General features: G+C 72.5%; 20 protein-coding genes. 16 read left to right on the top strand and 4 right to left on the bottom strand.

Going from position 1 to position 20,176, the window contains the following annotated elements:
- Position 1: 1 nt before the first annotated feature.
- A complete protein-coding gene (gene boxC / locus ABD340_RS08560) occupies positions 2 to 1,729 on the bottom strand; it encodes a 2,3-epoxybenzoyl-CoA dihydrolase (RefSeq protein WP_344588062.1) in 1,728 nt (575 codons plus the stop codon).
- A 103-nt stretch (positions 1,730 to 1,832) separates the two neighbouring features.
- Between boxC and ABD340_RS08555 the strand changes: the two genes are divergently transcribed.
- The 15 genes from ABD340_RS08555 (at position 1,833) to ABD340_RS08485 (ending at position 16,541) form a co-directional block, all read left to right on the top strand.
- On the top strand, positions 1,833 to 2,717 hold the full coding sequence (locus ABD340_RS08555) for a PaaX family transcriptional regulator (RefSeq protein ID WP_344588061.1): 885 nt from the start codon (positions 1,833 to 1,835) through the stop codon (positions 2,715 to 2,717).
- Between the two features lie 58 nt (positions 2,718 to 2,775).
- Positions 2,776 to 3,327 (top strand): ArsR/SmtB family transcription factor, encoded by a 552-nt coding sequence (locus ABD340_RS08550; protein WP_344588060.1) that lies wholly within the window; start codon positions 2,776 to 2,778, stop codon positions 3,325 to 3,327.
- A 28-nt stretch (positions 3,328 to 3,355) separates the two neighbouring features.
- Positions 3,356 to 3,658 carry a hypothetical protein gene (locus ABD340_RS08545; RefSeq protein ID WP_344588059.1) on the top strand — a complete coding sequence of 101 codons (303 nt, stop codon included), beginning with the start codon at positions 3,356 to 3,358 and terminating at the stop codon, positions 3,656 to 3,658.
- 86 nt (positions 3,659 to 3,744) lie between these two features.
- Positions 3,745 to 4,050: a hypothetical protein gene (locus tag ABD340_RS08540; RefSeq protein ID WP_344588058.1), complete on the top strand. Its 306-nt coding sequence runs from the start codon at positions 3,745 to 3,747 to the stop codon at positions 4,048 to 4,050.
- 133 nt (positions 4,051 to 4,183) lie between these two features.
- On the top strand, positions 4,184 to 5,281 hold the full coding sequence (locus tag ABD340_RS08535; protein WP_344588057.1) for a LacI family DNA-binding transcriptional regulator: 1,098 nt from the start codon (positions 4,184 to 4,186) through the stop codon (positions 5,279 to 5,281).
- A gap of 124 nt (positions 5,282 to 5,405) precedes the next feature.
- A complete protein-coding gene (locus ABD340_RS08530) occupies positions 5,406 to 6,590 on the top strand; it encodes a mandelate racemase/muconate lactonizing enzyme family protein (RefSeq protein WP_344588056.1) in 1,185 nt (394 codons plus the stop codon).
- Positions 6,587 to 7,597: a zinc-dependent alcohol dehydrogenase gene (locus ABD340_RS08525; RefSeq protein ID WP_344588055.1), complete on the top strand. Its 1,011-nt coding sequence runs from the start codon at positions 6,587 to 6,589 to the stop codon at positions 7,595 to 7,597. The genes ABD340_RS08530 and ABD340_RS08525 overlap by 4 nt, the downstream gene beginning before the upstream one ends.
- An 11-nt stretch (positions 7,598 to 7,608) precedes the next feature.
- Positions 7,609 to 8,580, top strand: coding sequence for a hypothetical protein (locus ABD340_RS08520; protein ID WP_344588053.1), 972 nt, complete (start codon positions 7,609 to 7,611; stop codon positions 8,578 to 8,580).
- A 33-nt stretch (positions 8,581 to 8,613) separates the two neighbouring features.
- Positions 8,614 to 9,741, top strand: a complete 1,128-nt coding sequence (gene chvE, locus ABD340_RS08515; RefSeq protein WP_344588051.1) for a multiple monosaccharide ABC transporter substrate-binding protein — start codon at positions 8,614 to 8,616, stop codon at positions 9,739 to 9,741.
- Positions 9,742 to 9,747: 6 nt separating this feature from the next.
- Positions 9,748 to 11,439 carry an ATP-binding cassette domain-containing protein gene (locus ABD340_RS08510; RefSeq protein WP_344588049.1) on the top strand — a complete coding sequence of 564 codons (1,692 nt, stop codon included), beginning with the start codon at positions 9,748 to 9,750 and terminating at the stop codon, positions 11,437 to 11,439.
- Complete coding sequence (gene mmsB / locus ABD340_RS08505) at positions 11,436 to 12,731, top strand: multiple monosaccharide ABC transporter permease (RefSeq protein ID WP_344588048.1); 1,296 nt, start codon at positions 11,436 to 11,438, stop codon at positions 12,729 to 12,731. Before ABD340_RS08510 ends, mmsB begins: the two co-directional genes overlap by 4 nt.
- Positions 12,732 to 12,789: 58 nt before the next feature.
- The gene (locus ABD340_RS08500; RefSeq protein WP_344588047.1) at positions 12,790 to 13,974 is read left to right on the top strand and encodes an aldose epimerase family protein; all 1,185 of its coding nucleotides are present in this window, start codon (positions 12,790 to 12,792) and stop codon (positions 13,972 to 13,974) included.
- Between the two features lie 82 nt (positions 13,975 to 14,056).
- Positions 14,057 to 14,908, top strand: a complete 852-nt coding sequence (locus ABD340_RS08495; RefSeq protein WP_344588046.1) for an SMP-30/gluconolactonase/LRE family protein — start codon at positions 14,057 to 14,059, stop codon at positions 14,906 to 14,908.
- A 356-nt stretch (positions 14,909 to 15,264) separates the two neighbouring features.
- The gene (locus tag ABD340_RS08490) at positions 15,265 to 15,714 is read left to right on the top strand and encodes a hypothetical protein (RefSeq protein WP_344588045.1); all 450 of its coding nucleotides are present in this window, start codon (positions 15,265 to 15,267) and stop codon (positions 15,712 to 15,714) included.
- A gap of 11 nt (positions 15,715 to 15,725) precedes the next feature.
- Positions 15,726 to 16,541, top strand: coding sequence for a class I SAM-dependent methyltransferase (locus ABD340_RS08485; protein WP_344588044.1), 816 nt, complete (start codon positions 15,726 to 15,728; stop codon positions 16,539 to 16,541).
- On the opposite strand, the gene ABD340_RS08480 is transcribed toward ABD340_RS08485, so the two are convergent.
- The 3 genes from ABD340_RS08480 to ABD340_RS08470 all read right to left on the bottom strand — a co-directional run bounded on the left by ABD340_RS08480 (position 16,519) and on the right by ABD340_RS08470 (position 19,428).
- Positions 16,519 to 17,373: an MOSC domain-containing protein gene (locus ABD340_RS08480; protein ID WP_344588043.1), complete on the bottom strand. Its 855-nt coding sequence runs from the start codon at positions 17,371 to 17,373 to the stop codon at positions 16,519 to 16,521. The two genes, ABD340_RS08485 and ABD340_RS08480, sit on opposite strands and share 23 nt — an antisense overlap.
- A gap of 473 nt (positions 17,374 to 17,846) precedes the next feature.
- Positions 17,847 to 18,605, bottom strand: a complete 759-nt coding sequence (locus tag ABD340_RS08475) for an ABC transporter permease (RefSeq protein ID WP_344588042.1) — start codon at positions 18,603 to 18,605, stop codon at positions 17,847 to 17,849.
- A gap of 25 nt (positions 18,606 to 18,630) precedes the next feature.
- A complete protein-coding gene (locus tag ABD340_RS08470) occupies positions 18,631 to 19,428 on the bottom strand; it encodes an ABC transporter ATP-binding protein (protein ID WP_344588041.1) in 798 nt (265 codons plus the stop codon).
- A gap of 73 nt (positions 19,429 to 19,501) precedes the next feature.
- Between ABD340_RS08470 and ABD340_RS08465 the strand changes: the two genes are divergently transcribed.
- Entirely contained in the window at positions 19,502 to 20,137 is a 636-nt protein-coding gene (locus ABD340_RS08465; RefSeq protein ID WP_344588040.1) for a TetR/AcrR family transcriptional regulator, read from the top strand.
- Positions 20,138 to 20,176 lie beyond the last annotated feature (39 nt).

Here is a 20,176-nt window from a genome sequence, read left to right as displayed (position 1 = left end):
CTCAGACTCGCTTTCGGTCGAAGTCGGCGCGCCGGCCGGTGCCGTAGCGGCGCAGCGCGCCGTCGGGGCCGGAGGCGTTGGGACGGTTGAAGATCCAGTTCTGCCAGGCGGCCAGCCGGCCGAAGATCTTGGTCTCCAGCGTCTCCGGGCCGGCGAACCGGACATTGGCCTCCAGCCCGGTCAGCGCGTCGGGGCTGAAGCCGGCCCGCTCCTCGATCGCGATCCGGACCTCGTCGTCCCAGTCGATGTCGTCGGGCGCGAAGGTGACCAGGCCGAGCCGCTCGGCGGCCGCGGCCTCCAGCGGTTCGCCGGCGGCCTCGCGGACGGCGGCGTGCGCCGCCTCGTCGCCCGCGAAGCGGGTGGCCAGGCGGGTGAGGCCGTTGCCCATCGGCAGCGGGCCCAGGTTCATCGCGTCCACGGTGACGGCGGCGGGCGCGGCGCCGGGGTCGACGTCCTCGAACACCCCGGCCAGGTGGAACGTGCGGTCGGCGGCCAGCGCGACCTCCAGCAGCGATCCGGCGAAGCAGCTTCCCGGCTCGATCAGCGCGATCAGGCTGCGGCTGGTGACGTCGAGTCGCTTCAGCGTGCGCTTGAGGTAGTGCAGGATCTCGTTGGCCAGCCAGTCCTGGCCGGCGTTGTCCAGGAGCAGCCGGTCGTGGGCCAGCACCTGCCGAACGTCCCCGGCGGTGCGGAACACCCAGCTGCCCAGGTCGAGCTCGTTGGTGCGCAGGTCGAGGATGAGATCGTCCAGCTCGCGGGCGAGGGCGAGGGTCCAGAAGCCGGCGCCCTGGGCGTGGATCGCGGCGGCGTCCGCGGGCGCGTCGGTGTCGGGGCCCTTGACCGTGATGCGGACGGCGCGGGCGTCACGGTCCAGCTCGGCCGACACGTACCGGTAGGCGATCTCCGTGTCGGTGCGGGTCTTGGCCAGCGGTGTCAGCGCGATGCCGGTCGCGCCCGCGGGACGGGACGACCGCCCGGCCAGCTCGGCCGCGCGCGCGGCGACCTTCTCCCGCCACGCCGTGCGGGAGACGACCTCGTCCACCAGCCGCCAGGCCACCGCCTTCCCGCCGCCGACGCCCTCGGCCTTGGTGGCGAAGTGGTCGGCCAGGTCGCGGCGGACGTGCCGCTTGTCGACGACCCGGGTGAGCCCGCCGGTGCCCGGGAGCACGCCCAGCAGCGGCAGCTCCGGCAGCGACACCGTCGAGGAGCGGTCGTCGACCAGCATGATGTGCTCGCACGCCAGCGCCAGCTCGTACCCGCCGCCCGACGCGGTGCCGTTGACGGCCGCCAGGTAGGTCTGGCCGGAGTTGGCGGTGGCGTCCTCGATGCCGTTGCGGGTCTCGTTGGTGAACTTGCAGAAGTTCACCTTCCAGGAGTGCGGCGCCGCCGCGAGCATCCTGATGTTCGCCCCGGCGCAGAAGACCTTCTCCTTGCCGCTGGTGATCACCACGGTGCGGACCCCGGGGTGCTCGAACCGCAGCCGCTGGACGGCGTCGTACAGCTCGATGTCCACGCCCAGGTCGTAGGAGTTCAGCTTCAGCTCGTAGCCGGGGACCAGGCCGCCGTCCTCGTCGACGTCCATGGTCAGCGTGGCGACCTGGCCGTCGACACCGATCCGCCAGTGGCGGTAGCGCGACGGTTCGACCCGGAACTCGACCCGGGGCCCGGCCGGCGGATCGGCGCCGGTGGGCTGGTCGGTCGTGGGCCGCTCGGTCCCGAGGCTGGTCATGAGGTCGTCCTCCCGCCGGTTGCGAACTCCATGCTCCACAAATACAGCTCTCAACGTCAAGACTCTGTAGAGTGTTTACGACGGCGGCGAGCAGAGGGGTGACATGAGCGCGACCACGGAGGCCGCTCGCGGCGCGGCGGCGGAGGCGTACGCGCCCGCGGAGCCGGAGTTCCGGCGCCGGAGGGAACTCGGCGCGGCCAGCGCCCGGTCGCTGCTGCTGACCGTCCTGGGCGAGTTCGCACTGCCCGCCGGGCAGCCGGTGTGGACGGCCGCGTTCCTGGAGGCGCTCGGGCTGCTCGGCGTGGAGGAGAAGGCCGTCCGGCAGGCGCTGGCCCGCAGCGCCACCGAGGGCTGGCTCGCCGGCGAGCGGCACGGCCGCCGCACCCGGTGGCACCTCACCCCGTCCGGCCGCCGCCTCCTCACCGACGGCACCGAGCGGATCTACGGCTTCGGCCGGCCCATGGAGGACTGGGACGCCCGCTGGCTGCTGGTCCTGGCCGGCGTCCCGGAGACCAACCGCAAGCTGCGCCACCTGCTGCGCACGCGGCTGGCCTGGAACGGCCTGGGCAACCTCGCCCCCGGCGTGTGGGTCACCCCGCATCCCGAGCGGGAAGGCGACGTCCGCGACATGCTGGAGGAGATCGGCGTCGCGGAGACCTCCACCCTCTTCGTCGGCCGCCTCGGCGATCTGACCGAGGCGCGCCGCGTCGCCCGCCAGGCGTGGAACCTGGACGAGATCGAGCCCGCCTACGAGGACTTCCTCGACGCGGTCGGCGCGCTGCGGCCCTCGGACGACGCCGAGACGTTCGCCGCGCACACCCGGCTCGTCCAGGAATGGCGCCGTTTCCCCTTCCTCGACCCCGGGCTGCCGGTCGAGCTGCTCCCCGAGGGCTGGACCGGCGCCAGGGCCTTCGCCCTCTTCCACGAGCGCCACGACGCCTGGCGGCCCGCCGCCGACCGGCGATGGCGCGCCATGACCGGCGACTGAGTCCCGCGGCACCCGCCGCCGTCTTGATGGAATTACGTTTCTACGTAATTATGAAGTCATGACGGTGAACGGCGACGCGGCGAGCGAGTCGCTCGCGGAACGGCTCGCCCGGCTCGAAGAGCGCGTGGCGCGTCTGGAAGAGGGCCTGGAAGAGGGCGCTGAGAAGAGCATCGAAAGGGGCCCCGGCCCGTCCGGGGCCGAAGAGGCCGCCCCGGACGCGTTCTGGGCCTTGACCGCCTTGAAGGAGCGCCTCGACGACGCCGTGCTGTTCACAGGGTCGGTGACGCTGCCCGCCGGCGAGCACTACGAGTGGCAGCAGGCCCGCCCGGCGGCCGGCCTGCTCGCCGACGACTGGTCGCAGGCCGCCGACACGCTCTCCGCCCTGGCCCACCCGGTCCGGCTGCTGCTGCTCAGGGAGATCCTGTGCGGCGCCCGCACCACCGCCGAGCTCGCCGCGCACGAGCGGCTCGGCACCACCGGGCAGCTCTACCACCACCTGCGCCAGCTGGTCGCGGCCGGCTGGCTGCGCACCACCGCGCGCGGCCAGTACGCCGTGCCGGGCGAACGGGTGGTGCCCCTCCTCACCGTGCTCGCCGCGGCCCGCCGCTGAACGCCCCCCGCCCTTGGAGGAAGACCGCATGTTCTCGAAGCTGATAAGGACCAGGACTCCGCTCACCCTGCTCGGCATACTGATGGTGCTGAGCGAGTTCGTCCACGGGATCGGGTTGGTCGCGCTGGCGGGTGCGGTGCCGCTGGTCCTCGGCGTCGCGCTGTCCTTCGCCCCCGTCCGGGTGACCGAACGCGAGCCGATCGAGCTGCGCGGCCCCGTGACGGGCCGCTGCCCCCTACGAGAGCGACGGCGAATCCCACACCGGTGTTCCGGGCGGGCAACGCCCCTTCATCGCGACGCGGACACGGGAACCACCGTCCACGCGGCCTGACCGCGGCCGCTTCAGGCCGATCTTCGGGCACCGTTCCAGGGTAGGAACCAAGCGGAGTCCCCATCCTCGGAACGGCGGGAAGGCCGGTGCAGGCGGACGCGATCGAGATCGTCTACTTCAAGCGGCTCTGGGAGCTGATGCCGGTCCACGAGCCGAACGCGACCGGCCCGGAGGTCTCGGCGATCAGGGACCTGTACTGCGCGGTCGACCAGGAAACGCGCCGGTACGGGACCGAGTCCGTCCTGGCCTCGGCCGCCGACGCGGCACGCCGGCACGCCGCCCGCCGGGCGGTCCAGGAGGCGATGGCGGAGGCCCGCACTTCGGCGATGTCCGCCGCCGACGGGTCCGTCTGGGGTTACGGGCGGTCCGACGGGGAGGGCCGGTACCTCTGACCCTGCCGCGCGCGCTCACACACGCTCACCAGCGACGGAATGTTCGCGCTATCACGAGTCTGGCCGGGGGTATTGACATACACCCGCGTTAGCGCAAACATCAGGCCACCCGATCAGGTGTGGAGGAGATCACATGACCGCCCCCCCGGCCCCGCCGCCCGCCGATGCCGCGGGCACCGGCGGGAGCACGGGCGGAAGCGCGGGTATGGGCGGGCCGTCCGCGCCGCGCCCGCGGGCGGCGGTGATGGAGGACGTCGCCACGCTCGCCGGGGTCTCGGCGATGACGGTCTCCCGGGTGCTCAACTCCCCCGAGAAGGTGCGGCCGGAGACCCGCGGCCGGGTGCTGGCGGCGATGCGCGAGCTGGACTACCGGCCCAACTCGGCCGCGCGGGTACTGGTCACCGGCCGGTCCCAGGTGCTGGGCGTGGTCTCGTTCGACACCACGCTCTACGGGCCCGCCTCGACCCTTTACGGGATCGAGCGGGCGGCCCGCGGCGCCGAGCACATGGTCAGCATCGCCAGCGTCAGCTCGCTCACCCGCCGGTCCATCCAGGACGCGGTGGAACGGCTGCGCTCGCAGTCGGTCGACGGGATCGTGGTGATCTCGCCGCACCGGTCGGCGGCCGACGGGCTGCGCGGACTGCCGCCGGACTTCCCCGCGGTGGTGGTCGGCGCGGGCGACGACCTGCCGGTCCCGGTGGCGGCGGTGGACCACCGCGCGGGCGCCGAACGGGTGACCCGCCATCTGCTCAGCCTCGGCCACCGGACGGTCTGGCACGTGGCCGGCCCGATCGACTGGATCGACGCCAGCGAGCGGGTGGCCGGGTGGCGCGCGGCGCTGGAGGCCGAGGGCCGCCGGGTGCCCGATCCGCTGCCGGGCGACTGGAGCGCCCGGTCCGGCTACGAGCAGGGCCGGCTGCTGGCGGCCGACCCGGAGGTGACGGCGGTGTTCGCCGCCAACGACCCGATGGCGCTGGGGCTGCTGCGCGCGCTGCGCGAGGCGGGCCGGCGCGTGCCCGAGGAGGTGAGCGTGGCCGGCTTCGACGACGTTCCGGAGGCGCCGTACTTCGCACCCCCGCTGACCAGCGTCCGGCAGCCGTTCGGGGAGGTGGGACGGTACGCCTTCCAGCTGCTGATGGAGCGCATCGCGGGCGCGGAGGGGGCGCCGCGCCGCACCGTCGAACCTGAGCTGGTCGTCCGGGAGAGCACCGCCGTGATGCCCGCCCGCTGACCCCCGCCGACCCCGACCACCGCGAGCCGAGCCCTGTCCGAGGAGGAGTGATCCCAGCTGTGTTAGCGCTAACGCAAGCAAGTGCTAGCTGAAGACCATCCGCGGAGTCCAAGGAAGCAGAGCCGTGCGCATCACCAAGATCGGTACCCATGTCGTGGGCACCCCCTGGCGGAACCTCACCTACGTGACCGTCCACACCGACGAGGGCCTCACCGGGGTCGGCGAGGCCCGGATGCTGGGCCACACCGACGCCCTGCTCGGCTACCTGGCCGAGGCCGGGCGGCGGCACGTCGTCGGCAGCGACCCGTTCGACATCGAGGACCTGGTCCACCGGATGAAGTACGGCGACTTCGGCCGCGCCGGGGAGATCGTGATGTCCGGCATCGCCTGCGTGGAGACGGCCTGCTGGGACATCGTCGGCAAGGCCTTGGCCCAGCCGGTGTGGCGGCTGCTGGGCGGCAAGGTGCGCGACCGGGTGAAGGCGTACGCCAACGGCTGGTACACCGTCGACCGCACCCCCGAGGAGTTCCACGTCGCGGCCCGGCGGGTGGTGGAGCGCGGCTACCGGGCGCTCAAGCTCGACCCGTTCGGCGCGGGCCGGCTGGAACTCGACCACGCCGAGACGATGCGCTCGATCTCGCTGGTCGAGGCGGTCCGGGACGCCATCGGCCCCGAGTGCGAGCTGCTGGTGGAGATGCACGGCCGCTTCTCCCCCGCCACCGCGATCCGGCTCGCCCGGCTGCTCGAACCCTACGATCCGGCCTGGCTGGAGGAGCCGTGCCCGCCGGAGAACCTCAAGGCCCTGGCCAAGGTGTCCGCGCACACCGGCCTGCCGATCGCGACCGGCGAGCGGATCCACGACCGGATCGAGTTCCGCGAGCTGCTGGAGCTGCAGGCCGCGGACGTGATCCAGCCGGACGTCGGGCATCTGGGCGGGATCGCCGAGACGCGCAAGCTCGCCGCCACCGCCGAGACCTACTACGTGCAGCTCGCGCCGCACAACGTGGGCGGTCCCGTGCTCACCGCCGCCAGCCTCCAGCTGGGCGTCTGCGTGCCCAACTTCAAGATCCTGGAGCACTTCAACGACTTCGCCGACGCCGAGATCGCGGGCATCGCGCACGGCGCGCCCGAGGTGGTGGACGGCTACTTCGCCGTGCCCACCGAGCCCGGCCTGGGCGTCTCGCTCGACCTCGACGCGGTCGCCGAGTTCCCCCGCCGCGACGCAGACTTCGACCTCTTCGCCGACGACTGGCATCTGCGCGACGGCACCGCCAAGCGCGCCGCCGGCCGCGCCGGGGAGCACCGGTGAACCGATCGGTGCTGGTGGACGAGCCGGGCCGGTTCCGGATGGTCCGGTCGGAGCGGCCCGAGCCCGGCCCCGGCGAGGCGCTCGTCCGGGTCGCCGCGGCCGGGCTCTGCGGCAGCGACCGGGAGCTGTACGAGGGCGCCCGGCCGCCGGAGTTCGTCTCGTACCCGATCACCCCGGGGCACGAGTGGTCCGGGACGGTCGCGGCGGTCGGCCCTGGAACCGACCCGGCCCTGGTCGGGGCCAAGGTGGTCGGCGAGGGCTTCCGCGGCTGCCAGGGCTGCGCGCACTGCCGCAACGGCGCCCCCAACCTGTGCCTGGACCGCTACGACGAGACCGGGTTCACCCGTCCCGGCGCGTTCGCCGACCACCTGCTGGTGCCGGCGCGGCTGCTGCACGTCCTGCCGCCGGACGCCGACCTGCGCGCCGCGGCGCTGCTCGAGCCCGCAGCGGTGATCGCCTCCGCGGTGCGGCACGCGGCGCTGCGGCCCGGCGAGACCGCCGCGGTGGTCGGCGCCGGCACCCTCGGCATGCTCGCGCTCCAGCTGCTGGCCGCCGCCTCGCCGGCGCGGCTGGCCGCGATCGACCCGCGCGCCGAACGGGCCGAGGCCGCGCTGGCCGCCGGGGCGACGGTCGCGCACCGGCCGGGCGAGGCGGCCGAGGGCGCGTTCGACGTGGTCGTCGAGACCGCGGGCGCGTCCGGGACCGCGCACGCGGCGGTGGCGCTGGTACGGCGCGGCGGCCGGGCCGTGCTCACCGGGATCCCCGGCGATCCGGCCGACGCGGTGCCCGCCACGCTGCTGGTCACCCGGGCGCTCACGCTGCACACGGTGTTCGGCGCGGGCCCGGCCGACTGGGCGTACGCGGTGCGCGCGTTCGGCAGCGGGGTGCTGCGCCCCGCCGCGCTGATCACGCACGAGCTGCCGCTGGCCGAGTTCGAGACGGCGCTCAAGCTCAGCGCCGCGCCGGACGCGGGCAAGGTGCTGCTCCGCCCGGATCTCGACAGATGACTGGAGGAACGATGGACCCGATCCCCGCCGACGACGGCGCGGGCGCCCGGCCGCCGGGCGAGCACGCGCTGCTCGACCTGGGGTTCCCGGCCCGGCCGCGGCCCGCGCCGTCCTCGGCCCGGCGGTTCCCCGACGGCGGCGCCTGGCGCACCGAGCTGCCGTCGTGCGAGGGCCCGGCCGTGCTCGCGGCCGTGCTGGAGGAGAGCGAGCGGCTGGCGGTCCCGCTGCACCGCATCAGCCAGGGCAGCGGCGTGTGGATGCTCACCGACGCCGAGATCGGCGAGATGGTGTCCGGCTGCGCGGACCGCGACATCGAGCTGTGCCTGTTCCTCGGCCCGCGCGGCTCGTGGGAGCCGGGCGCGGGCGCCCGCGCGTACCCCGGCTCGGGGCCGCGCGCCCGGGGCCGCGACCAGCTCGCCCAGTGCGTGGAGGACGCCGAGCGCGCGACCGCCCTCGGGGTGCGCTCGCTGCTGGTGGCCGACGAGGGCGTGCTGTGGACGCTGCACCGGATGCGCGCGGCCGGACGGCTGCCGGCCGACACCACGTTCAAGGTGTCCGCGCTGGTCGGCCCGGTCAACCCCGCCTCGTTCGGCGTGTGGGAGCGGCTCGGCGCCGACTCGGTCAACGTGCCCAGCGACCTCACGATCGCGCAGCTCGCCGAGATCCGCGCGCTCAGCGCCGCGCCCATGGACTTCTACGTCGAGGCGCCCGACGACCTCGGCGGATACGTGCGGCTCTATGACGCCGCGGAGCTGATCCGCTGCGGCGCGCCGATCTACCTCAAGTTCGGGCTGCGGAACGCGCCCGGCATCTACCCGGTCGGCCGCCACCTGCTGACCGCGGCGGTCGAGTCGGGCCGGGAGCGGGTCCGGCGCGGCCGGCTCGTCCTGGACACCCTCGACCGGCTCGGCGCGGCGGACGGCATGTCCCCCGCCGGCTCCCGCGACCCGGGTCCGCTCCAGCGGTTCCCGCTCAACACCTGACGCATGTCACCCACCCCCACAAAGGAGAACGGCATGAGATTCGGGCGACTCACCACGGCGGTCTCCGCCCTCGCGATCGCCGCCGCGCTGACCGGTTGCGGTTCCAGCGAGAAGACCGTCGACAAGGAGGCCCGGTCCGGTGACACCAAGGGCGCGCTGATCGGCATCACCATGCCGACCAAGTCGTCCGAGCGCTGGATCCACGACGGCGACAACGTCAAGGCCGGGTTGGAGAAGCTCGGCTACAAGGTGGACCTGCAGTACGCGCAGGACGACATCCCCACCCAGGCCAGCCAGATCGAGAACCAGATCACCAAGGGGGCGCGGCTGCTGGTCGTCGCCTCCATCGACGGCACCGCGCTGACCAGCCAGCTCCAGCAGGCCGGCGACAAGAAGATCCCGGTGATCGCCTACGACCGGCTGATCCGGCAGAGCCCGAACGTCGACTACTACGCCACCTTCGACAACTTCAAGGTCGGCGTGCAGCAGGCGACCTCGCTGCTGATCGGGCTGAAGCTGAAGAACGCCGACGGCTCGGAGGGCTCCGCCAAGGGCCCGTTCAACATCGAGCTGTTCGCCGGCTCGCCGGACGACAACAACGCCACGTTCTTCTACAACGGCGCGATGTCGGTGCTCAAGCCGTACATCGACAAGGGCACCCTGGTGGTGAAGAGCGGGCAGACCGACTTCAAGCCCATCGCCATCCTGCGCTGGGACGCGGAGACCGCGCAGAGGCGGATGGAGGACCTGCTCACCAAGACCTACAAGGGCGGCACGAAGGTGCAGGGCGTGCTGTCGCCGTTCGACGGGATCTCCAGGGGCATCCTGTCGGCACTGAAGAGCAACGGCTACGGCACCGGGGGCCAGCCGTACCCGGTCGTGACCGGGCAGGACGCCGAGGTGCTCTCGGTCAAGTCGATCCTGGCCGGTGAGCAGTACTCCACCATCTTCAAGGACACCCGGCAGCTGGCCGCCGAGACGGTCAAGATGGCCGACACCACGCTCAAGGGCGGCAAGCCGGCGGTGAACAACACCACCGACTACAACAACGGCGTCAAGGTCGTCCCGTCGCAGCTGCTCCAGCCGGTGATCGTGGAGAAGTCGAACGTGAAGTCGGCGCTGGTGGACAGCGGCTACTACACGCAGGCGCAGGTCGGCTGACCCGACATGACCGACGACGAGACCAACGGCGAGATCCTGCGGATGCGGGGGATCACCAAGACCTTCCCGGGCGTCAACGCGCTCCAGGACGTCGACCTGTCGGTGCGCCGCGGCGAGATCCACGCGATCTGCGGGGAGAACGGCGCGGGCAAGTCCACGCTGATGAAGGTGCTGTCGGGGGTGTACCCGCACGGCTCGTACGAGGGCGACGTCCTCTTCGACGGCGAGCCGTGCCGGTTCGCCGGGATCAACGACAGCGAGCGGCACGGGATCGTCATCATCCACCAGGAGCTGGCGCTGTGCCCGCAGCTGTCGATCGCGGAGAACATCTTCCTCGGCAACGAGCTGGCGGGCCGGACCAAGGACGCGGCCGCGTCGGGCCGCCTCCTTGACGGGCGCCGCGGCGGGCGCAGAAGCGGGTGGCGGGGCCTGCCGTTCGGGCTGAGCCTGGTCGACTGGAACCGCACCAACCACGAGGCCGCCCGGCTGCTGGACCGGGTCGGGTTGCCCGAACAGCCGGTGACGCCGATCGCCGACCTCGGAGTCGGCAAGCAGCAGCTGGTCGAGATCGCCAAGGCGCTGTCCAAGGAGGTGCGGCTGCTGATCCTGGACGAGCCGACCGCCGCGCTCAACGACGAGGACTCCGCGCACCTGCTCGACCTGGTGCGCGGGCTGCGCGACGAGGGCATCACCTGCGTGATCATCTCGCACAAGCTGAACGAGGTGCTGGCCATCGCCGACTCGGTGTCGATCCTGCGCGACGGGCGGATGATCGAGACGCTGGACCCGTCCCGGGAGGACGTCGGCGAGGACCGGATCATCTCCGGGATGGTCGGCCGCGACCTGGAGCACCGCTACCCGCCGCACGAGCCCGCGATCGGCGAGGAGGTGCTGCGGATCGAGGACTGGACCGTGCACAGCCCCACCCAGCACGGCCGGGTGGTGGTCGCCGGGGCGGGGCTGACGCTGCGCCGCGGCGAGATCGTGGGGCTGGCCGGGCTGATGGGCGCGGGCCGTACCGAGCTGGCGATGAGCGTGTTCGGCCGCTCGTACGGGACGGGCATCTCCGGCCGGCTCTTCAAGGACGGCGAGCCGATCGAGGCGCGCACCGTCCGGGAGGCGATCCGGCACGGCATCGCCTACGCCACCGAGGACCGCAAGCGCTACGGCCTCAACCTGATCGAGGACGTCAAGCGGAACGTGTCCGCGGCCGGGCTGGGCCGGCTGGCCCGCCGCGGCTGGGTGAACGCGAACGAGGAGTACAAGGTCGCCGAGGGGTTCCGCGGCGAGTTGAACATCAAGGCGCCCAGCGTGCTCAGCGAGACCGGCAAGCTCAGCGGCGGCAACCAGCAGAAGGTCGTGCTGTCCAAGTGGATCTTCACCGATCCGGACGTGCTGATCCTGGACGAGCCGACCCGCGGCATCGACGTGGGCGCCAAGTACGAGATCTACTCGATCATCAACCGGCTGGCCGAGCAGGGCAAGGCGATCCTGCTGATCTCCTCCGAACTGCCGGAGCTGCTGGGGATGTGCGACCGGATCTACACGATGGCGGCGGGCCGGATCACCGCCGAGGTGCCGCGCGCCGAGGCCACCCAGGAGCGCCTCATGACCTACATGACCATGGACCGCAACGGCCGGGACGGGGCCGGCCCGCGGCGGGACGCCACGCGACAGGACAAGGAGCAGGTCGGATGAGCACCGCGCCCGCGAACGCCGGCACCGGCACCGGCGGCGAGACCGACGGGGCCGGACCGGGCGGTGTGAACGTGAGGAAGGCCGGCCCGGCGGACGGCGGCGGATCGCCGTACCGGCTGTCGATCAACATCAGGCAGAGCGGCATCTACGTCGCGTTCGCGCTGATCGTGGTGCTGTTCACCGCGCTGACGGGGGGCGACCTCCTGCAGCCGCAGAACATCTCCAACATCATCGTGCAGAACTCCTACATCCTGATCCTGGCGATCGGGATGATCCTGGTGATCATCTCCGGGCACATCGACCTGTCGGTGGGCTCGGTGGTGGCCGTCACGGGGGCGATCGCGGCGGTGCTGATGGTCAACCAGGACGTGGCCTGGCCGCTGGCGCTGGTGATCACGCTGGCCGCGGGGGCGCTGATCGGCGCCTGGCAGGGGTACTGGATCGCCTATTTCGGCATCCCGTCGTTCATCGTCACGCTGGCCGGGATGCTGCTGTTCCGCGCGCTGACCCTCACCGTGCTGGGCAACCAGGGCATCGGCCCGTTCCCGTCGGAGATCCGGACGCTGTCGAACGGCTTCACCGCCGGCTATCTCGGCAACATCGGGCTCGGCGCGCTGGGCGGGGCGGACCTGTTCAGCCTGCTGGCCGGGATCGCCGCGGTCGCCGGGCTGGCGACCGCGCAGTGGCGGACCCGGGCCGCACGGCTGGGGTACGGGCAGACGGTCGACCCGTTCCCGGTGTTCGTGCTCAAGATCGCCGCGGCCGGTGCGCTGATCATGGCGGTGACCGTGCAGCTGGCCCGGTTCCGCAACCTGCCCTGGGTGCTGGTGCTGCTGGCGGCGCTGGTGCTGGGCTACACGCTGCTGACCAACCGGGCGGTGTTCGGCCGCCGGATCTACGCGGTGGGCGGCAACCTGCAGGCCGCCACGCTGTCCGGGGTCAAGGTCAAGTCGGTGGTCTTCTGGATCTTCGTCAACATGGGCGTGCTGTCCGCGCTGGCCGGGATCATCTTCGCCGGCCGGCTCAACCAGGCCGGTCCCACCGCGGGCGTCAACTTCGAGCTGGACGCGATCGCCGCCGCGTTCATCGGCGGCGCCGCCGTGCAGGGCGGGGTCGGCAAGGTGGTCGGCGCGATCACCGGCGGCCTGATCATGGGCGTGATCAACAACGGCATGTCGCTGATCGGCGCGCCCAGCGAGCGGGTGATGCTGGTCAAGGGCATCGTGCTGCTGGCCGCCGTCGCGTTCGACGTCTGGACCAAGCGCCGCGCGGGCGCGCCCATCCTGCGCTGAACGCCCCCTCCCCCTCCCCGCCAACGTTCCTCCCCGCTCCGCCTCTGAGAGGAGAGTCATGAGGTTCATCCCACCCCTGGCCGGCACGGCGGTGCTGGCCACCGCCCTGGTGGCGGTCTCCGCCGGGGCCGCCGCCGGTTCGGCGCCGGCGCCGCCCGGCGACGGCCGCCCCGAGATCGGCAAGGAGCCGTTCGGCGCGCTCGCCGACGGCACGAAGATCGAGCGGTACACGCTGAGCAACGGCCGCGGCATGAAGGTCCGGGTGCTCACCTACGGCGGCATCGTGCAGAGCCTGGAGGCGCCCGACCGCAAGGGGCGGCCGGGCAACGTCGCGCTCGGCTTCGGAGCGCTGTCGGGCTACCTCAGCGACGCCTACACCGACGCCAATCCCTACTTCGGCGCGATCATCGGCCGGTACGGGAACCGGATCGGCGGCGCGCGGTTCACGCTCGACGGCAAGACCTACCAACTGGCGGCCAACAACGGGCCGAACAGCCTGCACGGCGGCGACAAGGGCTTCGACAAGAGGGTCTGGAAGGCCGAACCGGTGCGGCGGAACGGCGAGGTCGGGCTGCGCATGACCCGTACCAGCCCCGACGGCGAGGAGGGCTACCCCGGAACGCTGAAGACCACCGTCACCTACACGCTCACGCAGAAGAACGAGCTGCGGATCGGCTACCAGGCCACCACCGACAAGCCCACGGTGGTGAACCTGACCAACCACACCTACTTCAACCTTGCCGGGGAAGGGTCGGGTGACGTCTACGACCACCGGCTCCACGTCGAGGCGAGCCGGTACACGCCGGTCGACTCCACGCTCATCCCGACCGGCGAACTGGCCTCCGTGCGGGGCACGCCGTTCGACTTCACGGCCCCGCACGCGATCGGCGAGCGGATCCGCGACGGCCATCCGCAGATCCTGATCGGCCAGGGCTACGACCACAACTTCGTCCTGGACCGGCAGGGGTCGGGCCTGTCGCGGGCCGCGCGGGTCGCCGAGCCCCGCTCCGGCCGGGTCATGGACGTCTACACGACCGAGCCGGGCATCCAGTTCTACTCGGGCAACTTCCTGACCGGCACCCTCGCCGGGACGAGCGGGAGGGTGTACCGGCAGGGCGACGGGTTCTGCCTGGAGACCCAGCACTTCCCCGACTCCCCGAACCAGCCGCGGTTCCCGTCCACGACACTGCGGCCCGGCCAGGTGTACGACACGACGACCGTCTACGCGTTCAGCGCCCGCTGATCCAGGCGGACACGATCACAATGGGAACGGCCGGGCCGGCCGCATGCCGCCCGGCCGTTCCTTCACCGACTGGAGCGTGACGATGACCAGTGCCGAAGTGGCCCTCGAATCCGGGGCGACGCTGGGCGAGGGCCCCACCTGGGACGCGGCCGGCGAGCGGCTGCTGTGGGTGGACATCCTCGCCGCCGAGGTGCACGCCTTTGACCCGGTCACCGCGGCCGACACCGTGCTGCAGCCGACGTCCCAGCATGTGGGCTCCGCCAAGCCCCGCACCGGCGGCGGACTGGTGGCCAACCTGCGCGACGGCGTCGGCCTGTACGACCCGGACGGCGCGTTCCGCTGGCTGGCCGAATACCCGGCGGAGGGCGTCCGGGGCAACGACGCCGCCGTCGGCCCGGACGGCTCGCTGTGGGCCGGGACCATGCGCTACGACGAGCGGCCGGGCGGCGGGACGCTGCGCCGCGTCCGCCCGGACGGCGAGACCACCGCGGTCCTGGACGGCGTGACGGTCAGCAACGGCATCGGCTGGAGCCCGGACGGGCGGCTGATGTACTACATCGACACCCCGACCGGCCGGATCGACGTCTTCGACGTGGACCCCGAGACGTCCCTGCCCCGCGCCCGCCGCCCGTTCGCGGACGTGCCCGGTCCGGGCAAGCCGGACGGCATGGCGGTGGACGCCGACGGCCGCCTCTGGGTGGCCGTGTGGAACGGCGGGCGCGTGCTGCGCTACGCCCCGGACGGGAGACCGGACGGCGAGATCGCGCTCCCGGTCGCCCTGACCACCGCGTGCGCGTTCGGCGGTCCCGGCCTGCGCGACCTCTACATCACCACCGCCGCCGTGGCCACCCCGCCCGGCACGGCGCACGCGGGCGCGCTCTTCGTCGTCCCCGACGCCGGCCAGGGCCTGCCCACTCCCGCCTTCCCCGGCTGAGCTGTGTTTATTTCAATCCCGGCCCAGGGCACTCGCCTGGCGGCTCGCACCCTGACCGTGCTTGGGCGAGCGCGACATCGCTTCGCGATCTGGCCGGTGAGGCTCGCCTTCGGCTTTGCCTCACCGGCCAGGTAGCGCGCTCGCGTGCTACCTGAGGCCTCTACACCTGGATGCGCGTTTCGGATGCCCTGGGCCTCGCGCAGGGCGCTTCTGAGCTCGTCCCGGACGGCCTCCATACCGGCGATCCGCTCGTCCAGCGCGGCGGGGGCCGTGAGCCCGGGGTCAAGGTCAAGGCGGGGAATGCGGCGGGGCGCCGGGAAGGTTGGCCTGGTAAAGGGTCGCCAGGGAGGTTTCGGTTGCTGGACGCGGGGCTGTTCGAGCAGGTCGGCGAGGTCGTTCGGGGCGCGGCCCCGCGCGCCGGGGGCGGGCCGCGCCTGCTCGTCCGGCGGAACGGGGTGAAGGTCTGGTACGGCGCGCCCGAGGCGGCCCGCGAGCACTACGAGGCGCAGGTCGTCGACGCGGAGATCGCCGGCGGAGCCCGCGCGTTCGCGGTGGAGATCGGCTTCCATGCCGAGCATCCGAAGGAGTCCGAGAACGCCGCGGCGCTCGCCCGGCTGTGCGAGCGCGAGGCGCGGTGGCGTCCGGAACTGGGCGAGGACGCCGTGGCGGGCGCGTTCCTCGGCCGCGGATCCTGGCGGCGCGTCTCGGAGACCTGGCCCGACCCCGACCTGGACGACCCGGATCTGGCCTTCGACATCGGCGTCCGGCTGGTCGAGTACATCCGCGTCCTCGAACCGCTCCGGTGAGGACGGAAGGTTTGCCGGTAGCGGGTGCACGGGAAGGGACGTTTCGGGCATACCGCGAGAAAGGAAACCTCGTCATCGACGTCACCGACGAGCACTACCAGCGCATCGCCGAGACCTACGAACGCAACTGGGCCGACCGTCCGGAGTACGTCGCCTGGATGGCCGACCGCATCATGTCGTGGCTACGGCCCGCGTCCGGCGACCGCATCGCCGACATCGGCTCTGGCACCGGTCTCTTCCTCAGCAGGCTCCTGGACTCGGCGTCCGCGCAGACGCCGATCCTGTGCATCGACCCGTCCCAGCACATGCTGGACCTGCTTCCCGACGACCCCCGGCTCTCCCCGGTCCGGGCCACCGCCGAGCAGATCGCCTCGGGGCAGGTACCGCTCCCGTACGAGGAAGTGGACGCTTTCGTCTTCAAGGAGGCGGTGCACCACGTCCAGGACATCCCCGCGACGCTGCGCGGTCTGGCCGGCCGGCTCGCCCCGGGCGGGCGGATCCTCATCGTGACGCTGCCGGCCCGGCTGGACTACCCGCTGTTCCCCGAGGCCCTCGAAAGGTTCGCCCGCAACCAGCCCGACCCGGACGGCATCGCCGCCGCCATGCGCGCGGCCGGGCTCCGCACCGAGCACCGCCACGAGGAGTACGCGGTGACGATCGACCGCGAGCAGTGGATCTCGCTGGTCCGCAACCAGTGGATGTCGGTGCTGTCGACGTTCTCCGCCGAGGAGATCGACGCGGGCATCGACACCATCCGCCTCCGCCACCCCGAACACGAGATCACCTACACCGACCGCTTCGCCTTCATCCAGGGCTTCCGGGACTGAACGCCCGTACCAGACCGTCCGTGCGGCCGGCGGCGGCCACCTCGTCGCCCAGCGCGACCCGCCCCGGCCGCACGACGGAGAACTTGGCCCCGAACGCGACGCCGCCCCGGGCCACCCGCCGGTAGGCGGCGAGCGTCCGGAGCGGCTCGGGTCCGGTCTTCACGCCGCCGTCCTGGTCGACGGTCGTGACGGCGCACCGGAGGGCGAGCTTGGCGAACGCGAGCACGGCACCGCCGATGCGAACGCCGCGCAGCTCGTCCTCCAGGTGCGGCCCGCCGGTGCCGTCGATCACGATGTTGGGCCGGAACCGGTCCATGGGCAGGGCCGGGTGCCCGGCTGCGGCCAGCCGCCGGTTCAGCTCGTCCAGGCTCGCCGTCGACACGAGATGGACAGCACCGCTGTCGGCGTAACCGGCCTGGCCGGGCGTCAGGCCGTCGGTGACCCGGTCGTGCTCGGGCGGGACCCGCACCAGCCGGCTCGGCGCGCCGAGGAACTCCGACAGCCAGCCCGCCGCGTCCGGCCCCTGGTCGATGCCCTGGTAGGGAAGGCCGAACAGCTCCACGTCGCGGCGGGCGGAGTCGGTGTCCACCTCGATGTCCACGGCCCCGAAGCCCGCCGCGTCCAGCGTGATGCGCCGGCCCCGCTCGCCTACCACAGGACGGATCAGCGCCAGCCTCGGGTCGCGCCGCTGGCTGCGGAACGTGCCGTCGCCGTCCACGACCATGAAGGACCGGTCGTGCTCCAACCCCGGTTCGTCCGCCCGCACCCCGTCCAGCGGCGTGCCCGCGCAGCCCTTGATCGGATACGACACCAGTTGCACGACGACGGCCAAGACTCCCCCTGCTCCACTCGGCGACAAGCCGGACGCTACGGCCCGCCTCCCACCGGGGGCCAGGGTTCTCCCGTGTATCTGACACGAATCCGTGAGGTTCACCCGGCCGCTCGGCGGCACACGCCGCGAGCGTTCACTCACGGCACATGAGTGAATACTCTTAGTCACGCATCGAGTGCTGGACCCTCACCTACCCCGAGGAGGAACACCCATGGGGCTCGTCATGCGAACCGTGGTCGTCACCTGCACAGCCGCAACCGCCCTACTGGCCGGCGCGGGCCTCCGCCGCCCCGGTCAGCCCCGCACATGTCAGCGCTCCTGCGGACCTGCTCGACCCTGACGACAAGTTCGACGACATCGAGGACACCTTGGGCGCGTGAGCATCTGACAGAGGCGCACCACGGGGCACCGTCTGCCAACGGCAGACGGTGCCTTTCCATGTACCTGACACGAATCCGCCATATTCGCGCGGGTCAGGCCTTGCCGGTGCGGGCGAACAGGCGGGCGCCCAAGAACAGGCAGAGGGCCGCCAGCGCGAGGGTGACGGCGGCGCCCAGGGCCACCGTGCCGTTGGCGTAATGCCCGAGGAACGCCTCCCGCACGGCGTCGACCGTGTAGCGGAAGGGCACGGCGTGCGAGGCGGCGTCCAGCCAGGCAGGGCCCAGGCTCATCGGGAGCAGGACGCCCGACAGCAGCATCAGCGGCAGCATCGCCGTGTTGGCGATCGCCGCGAACTCGGGCGTCGAGCCCACGTTCATCGCCAGGCCGTACGAGAGCGCCGACAGTGCCGCCGACAGCCCGGCGACGAACGCGAAGCCGAGCAGAACGCCCGGCAGCGGCGCGCGCAGTCCGAGGGCCAGCCCGAGCAGGACGAGCAGGACCGACTGCGCGACGAGCTGCACCACGTCCCGCAACACGCGGCCGAGCAGCAGCGCGAGGGAGCTGACCTGGGTGACGCGCATGCGGTCGATGACGCCGAGGGTGCGGTCCATCATGATGCCCAGCCCCACGAAAGAGCCGCCGAGCAGGGCGAGCTGGACGAGCAGGCCGGGGACGAGCACCTGCCAGGACGACCCGTCGACGCCCAGGGTGACCTCGGTCAGCAAGGGGCCGAAGAGCGCGAGGAACAGGAGCGGCTGCAGCATGCCGAAGAGCAGGTTGGTCTTCGAGCGCAGCGTGGCGCGCAGGTAGCGGCCGAAGATGACGCCGGTGTCGGCGAGAAGGTGAGACATCGGTGCTTCCGGGAGACGGTACGGGTCAGATCGCGATGGGGGCCTGCTCCTGGGCGCCGGTCCGGCCGGTGATGGCGAGGAAGGCGTCCTGGAGGCTGGCGGCGGGTCCGCCGGCGTGGCGGCTCTTGAGCTCGGCGGGCGTGCCCTCGGCGACGACCGCGCCGGCGTCCACGATCACCACCCGGTCGGCGAGGGCGTCGGCCTCGTCCAGGTGGTGGGTGGTGAGCAGGATCGCGGTGCCGTGCTCGGCGCGGATCCGGCGCACCAGGTCCCAAACGTCGGTGCGGCTGCCGGGATCCAGGCCGGTGGTCGGCTCGTCGAGGAAGAGCACCTCGGGACGGTTGACCAGGCCGAGCGCGATCTCCAGGCGGCGGCGCTGCCCGCCCGACAGCGCGGCGGTGGGGCGGTCCATGAGGTCGTCCAGGCCGAGGTCGGCGGCCAGTTCGCCGGCACGGCGGCGCGCGGCGTCCTTGGACAGGCGGTGCAGGCGGCCCTGGGTGACCAGTTCCTCGCGCACGGCGCACGCCGGGTCGAGGCCGCCCGACTGCGCGACGTACCCGATCCGGCCGCGCACACCGGACGGGTCGCGGAGCAGGTCGTGCCCGGCGACGGCGGCCTCGCCGCCGGTGGGCGGCAGCAGGGTGGTGAGCATGCGCAGGGTGGTGGTCTTCCCGGCTCCGTTGGGGCCGAGGAGGCCGAGTATCTCGCCGTGCCCGACGGTCAGGTCGATGCCGCGGACGGCGTGCACCGGCCCGCTCTTGAGGTCGTAGGTGCGGGACAGGCCCCGGGCGCGGATGGCGACCGGGGGTGCTGGTGTGGACATGCCGGCGATAAAATCATACTCGACTCCAAAATTGCAATCCACTTAAAGTTTGGAGTGCGATTAGACTGCCGCCATGGCGGAAGGGCTGCGGGAGCGCAAGAAGCGGCAGACCCGGCGGCGCATCGGCGAGGTGGCCACCGGGCTGTTCGTGGAGCGCGGGTTCGCCGAGGTGACGATCGCCGAGATCGCCGCGGCGGCGGAGGTGTCGGTCAACACCGTCTACAACTACTTCGAGGCCAAGGAGGACCTGGTCCTCCCGCCGGACCAGGCGTCCGCGCTGCGGCTGGCGGAGATCGCGCGGAACCGGCCGGCCGGGCTGTCCCCCGCGCGGGCGGTACTGGCCTGGCTGCGCGCGGAGGTGCATGCCCGGGAGCGCAACGTCGGCCTGACCGAGGGGTTCGGGCGCGTCTTCGAGATGATGCGGGCCGCGCCGACGCTGATGGCGCGGCTGGAGGAGCTGGGCGAGCAGATGGTCGACCGGCTCGCCGAGGTCCTGGCGGAGGAGGCCGGGGCCGCGCCGGACGACCCGCTCCCCCGCCTGGTCGCCGGCCAGATCGGCTGGTGCCACGCGCAGGTCTTCGCGGAGATCGGCCGGCGGACCGTGGCGGGCGAGGACCCCGACACGATCGCCGCCGCGGTGCTGGACCTCCTCGACGCGATCGAAGGCCTGCTCGGCGGCCGCGTGCTCGCCTACCCCGAGCCGGGCTGAACGCACGGGCTGAACGCACGGGCGGCCCGCCGCCTTGCG

This window comes from Actinomadura vinacea (genome assembly GCF_039532545.1).
Classification (GTDB): domain Bacteria; phylum Actinomycetota; class Actinomycetes; order Streptosporangiales; family Streptosporangiaceae; genus Spirillospora; species Spirillospora vinacea.
Note: the sequence above shows the minus strand (reverse complement) of the source record. Positions and strands in the feature narration are given on the sequence as shown.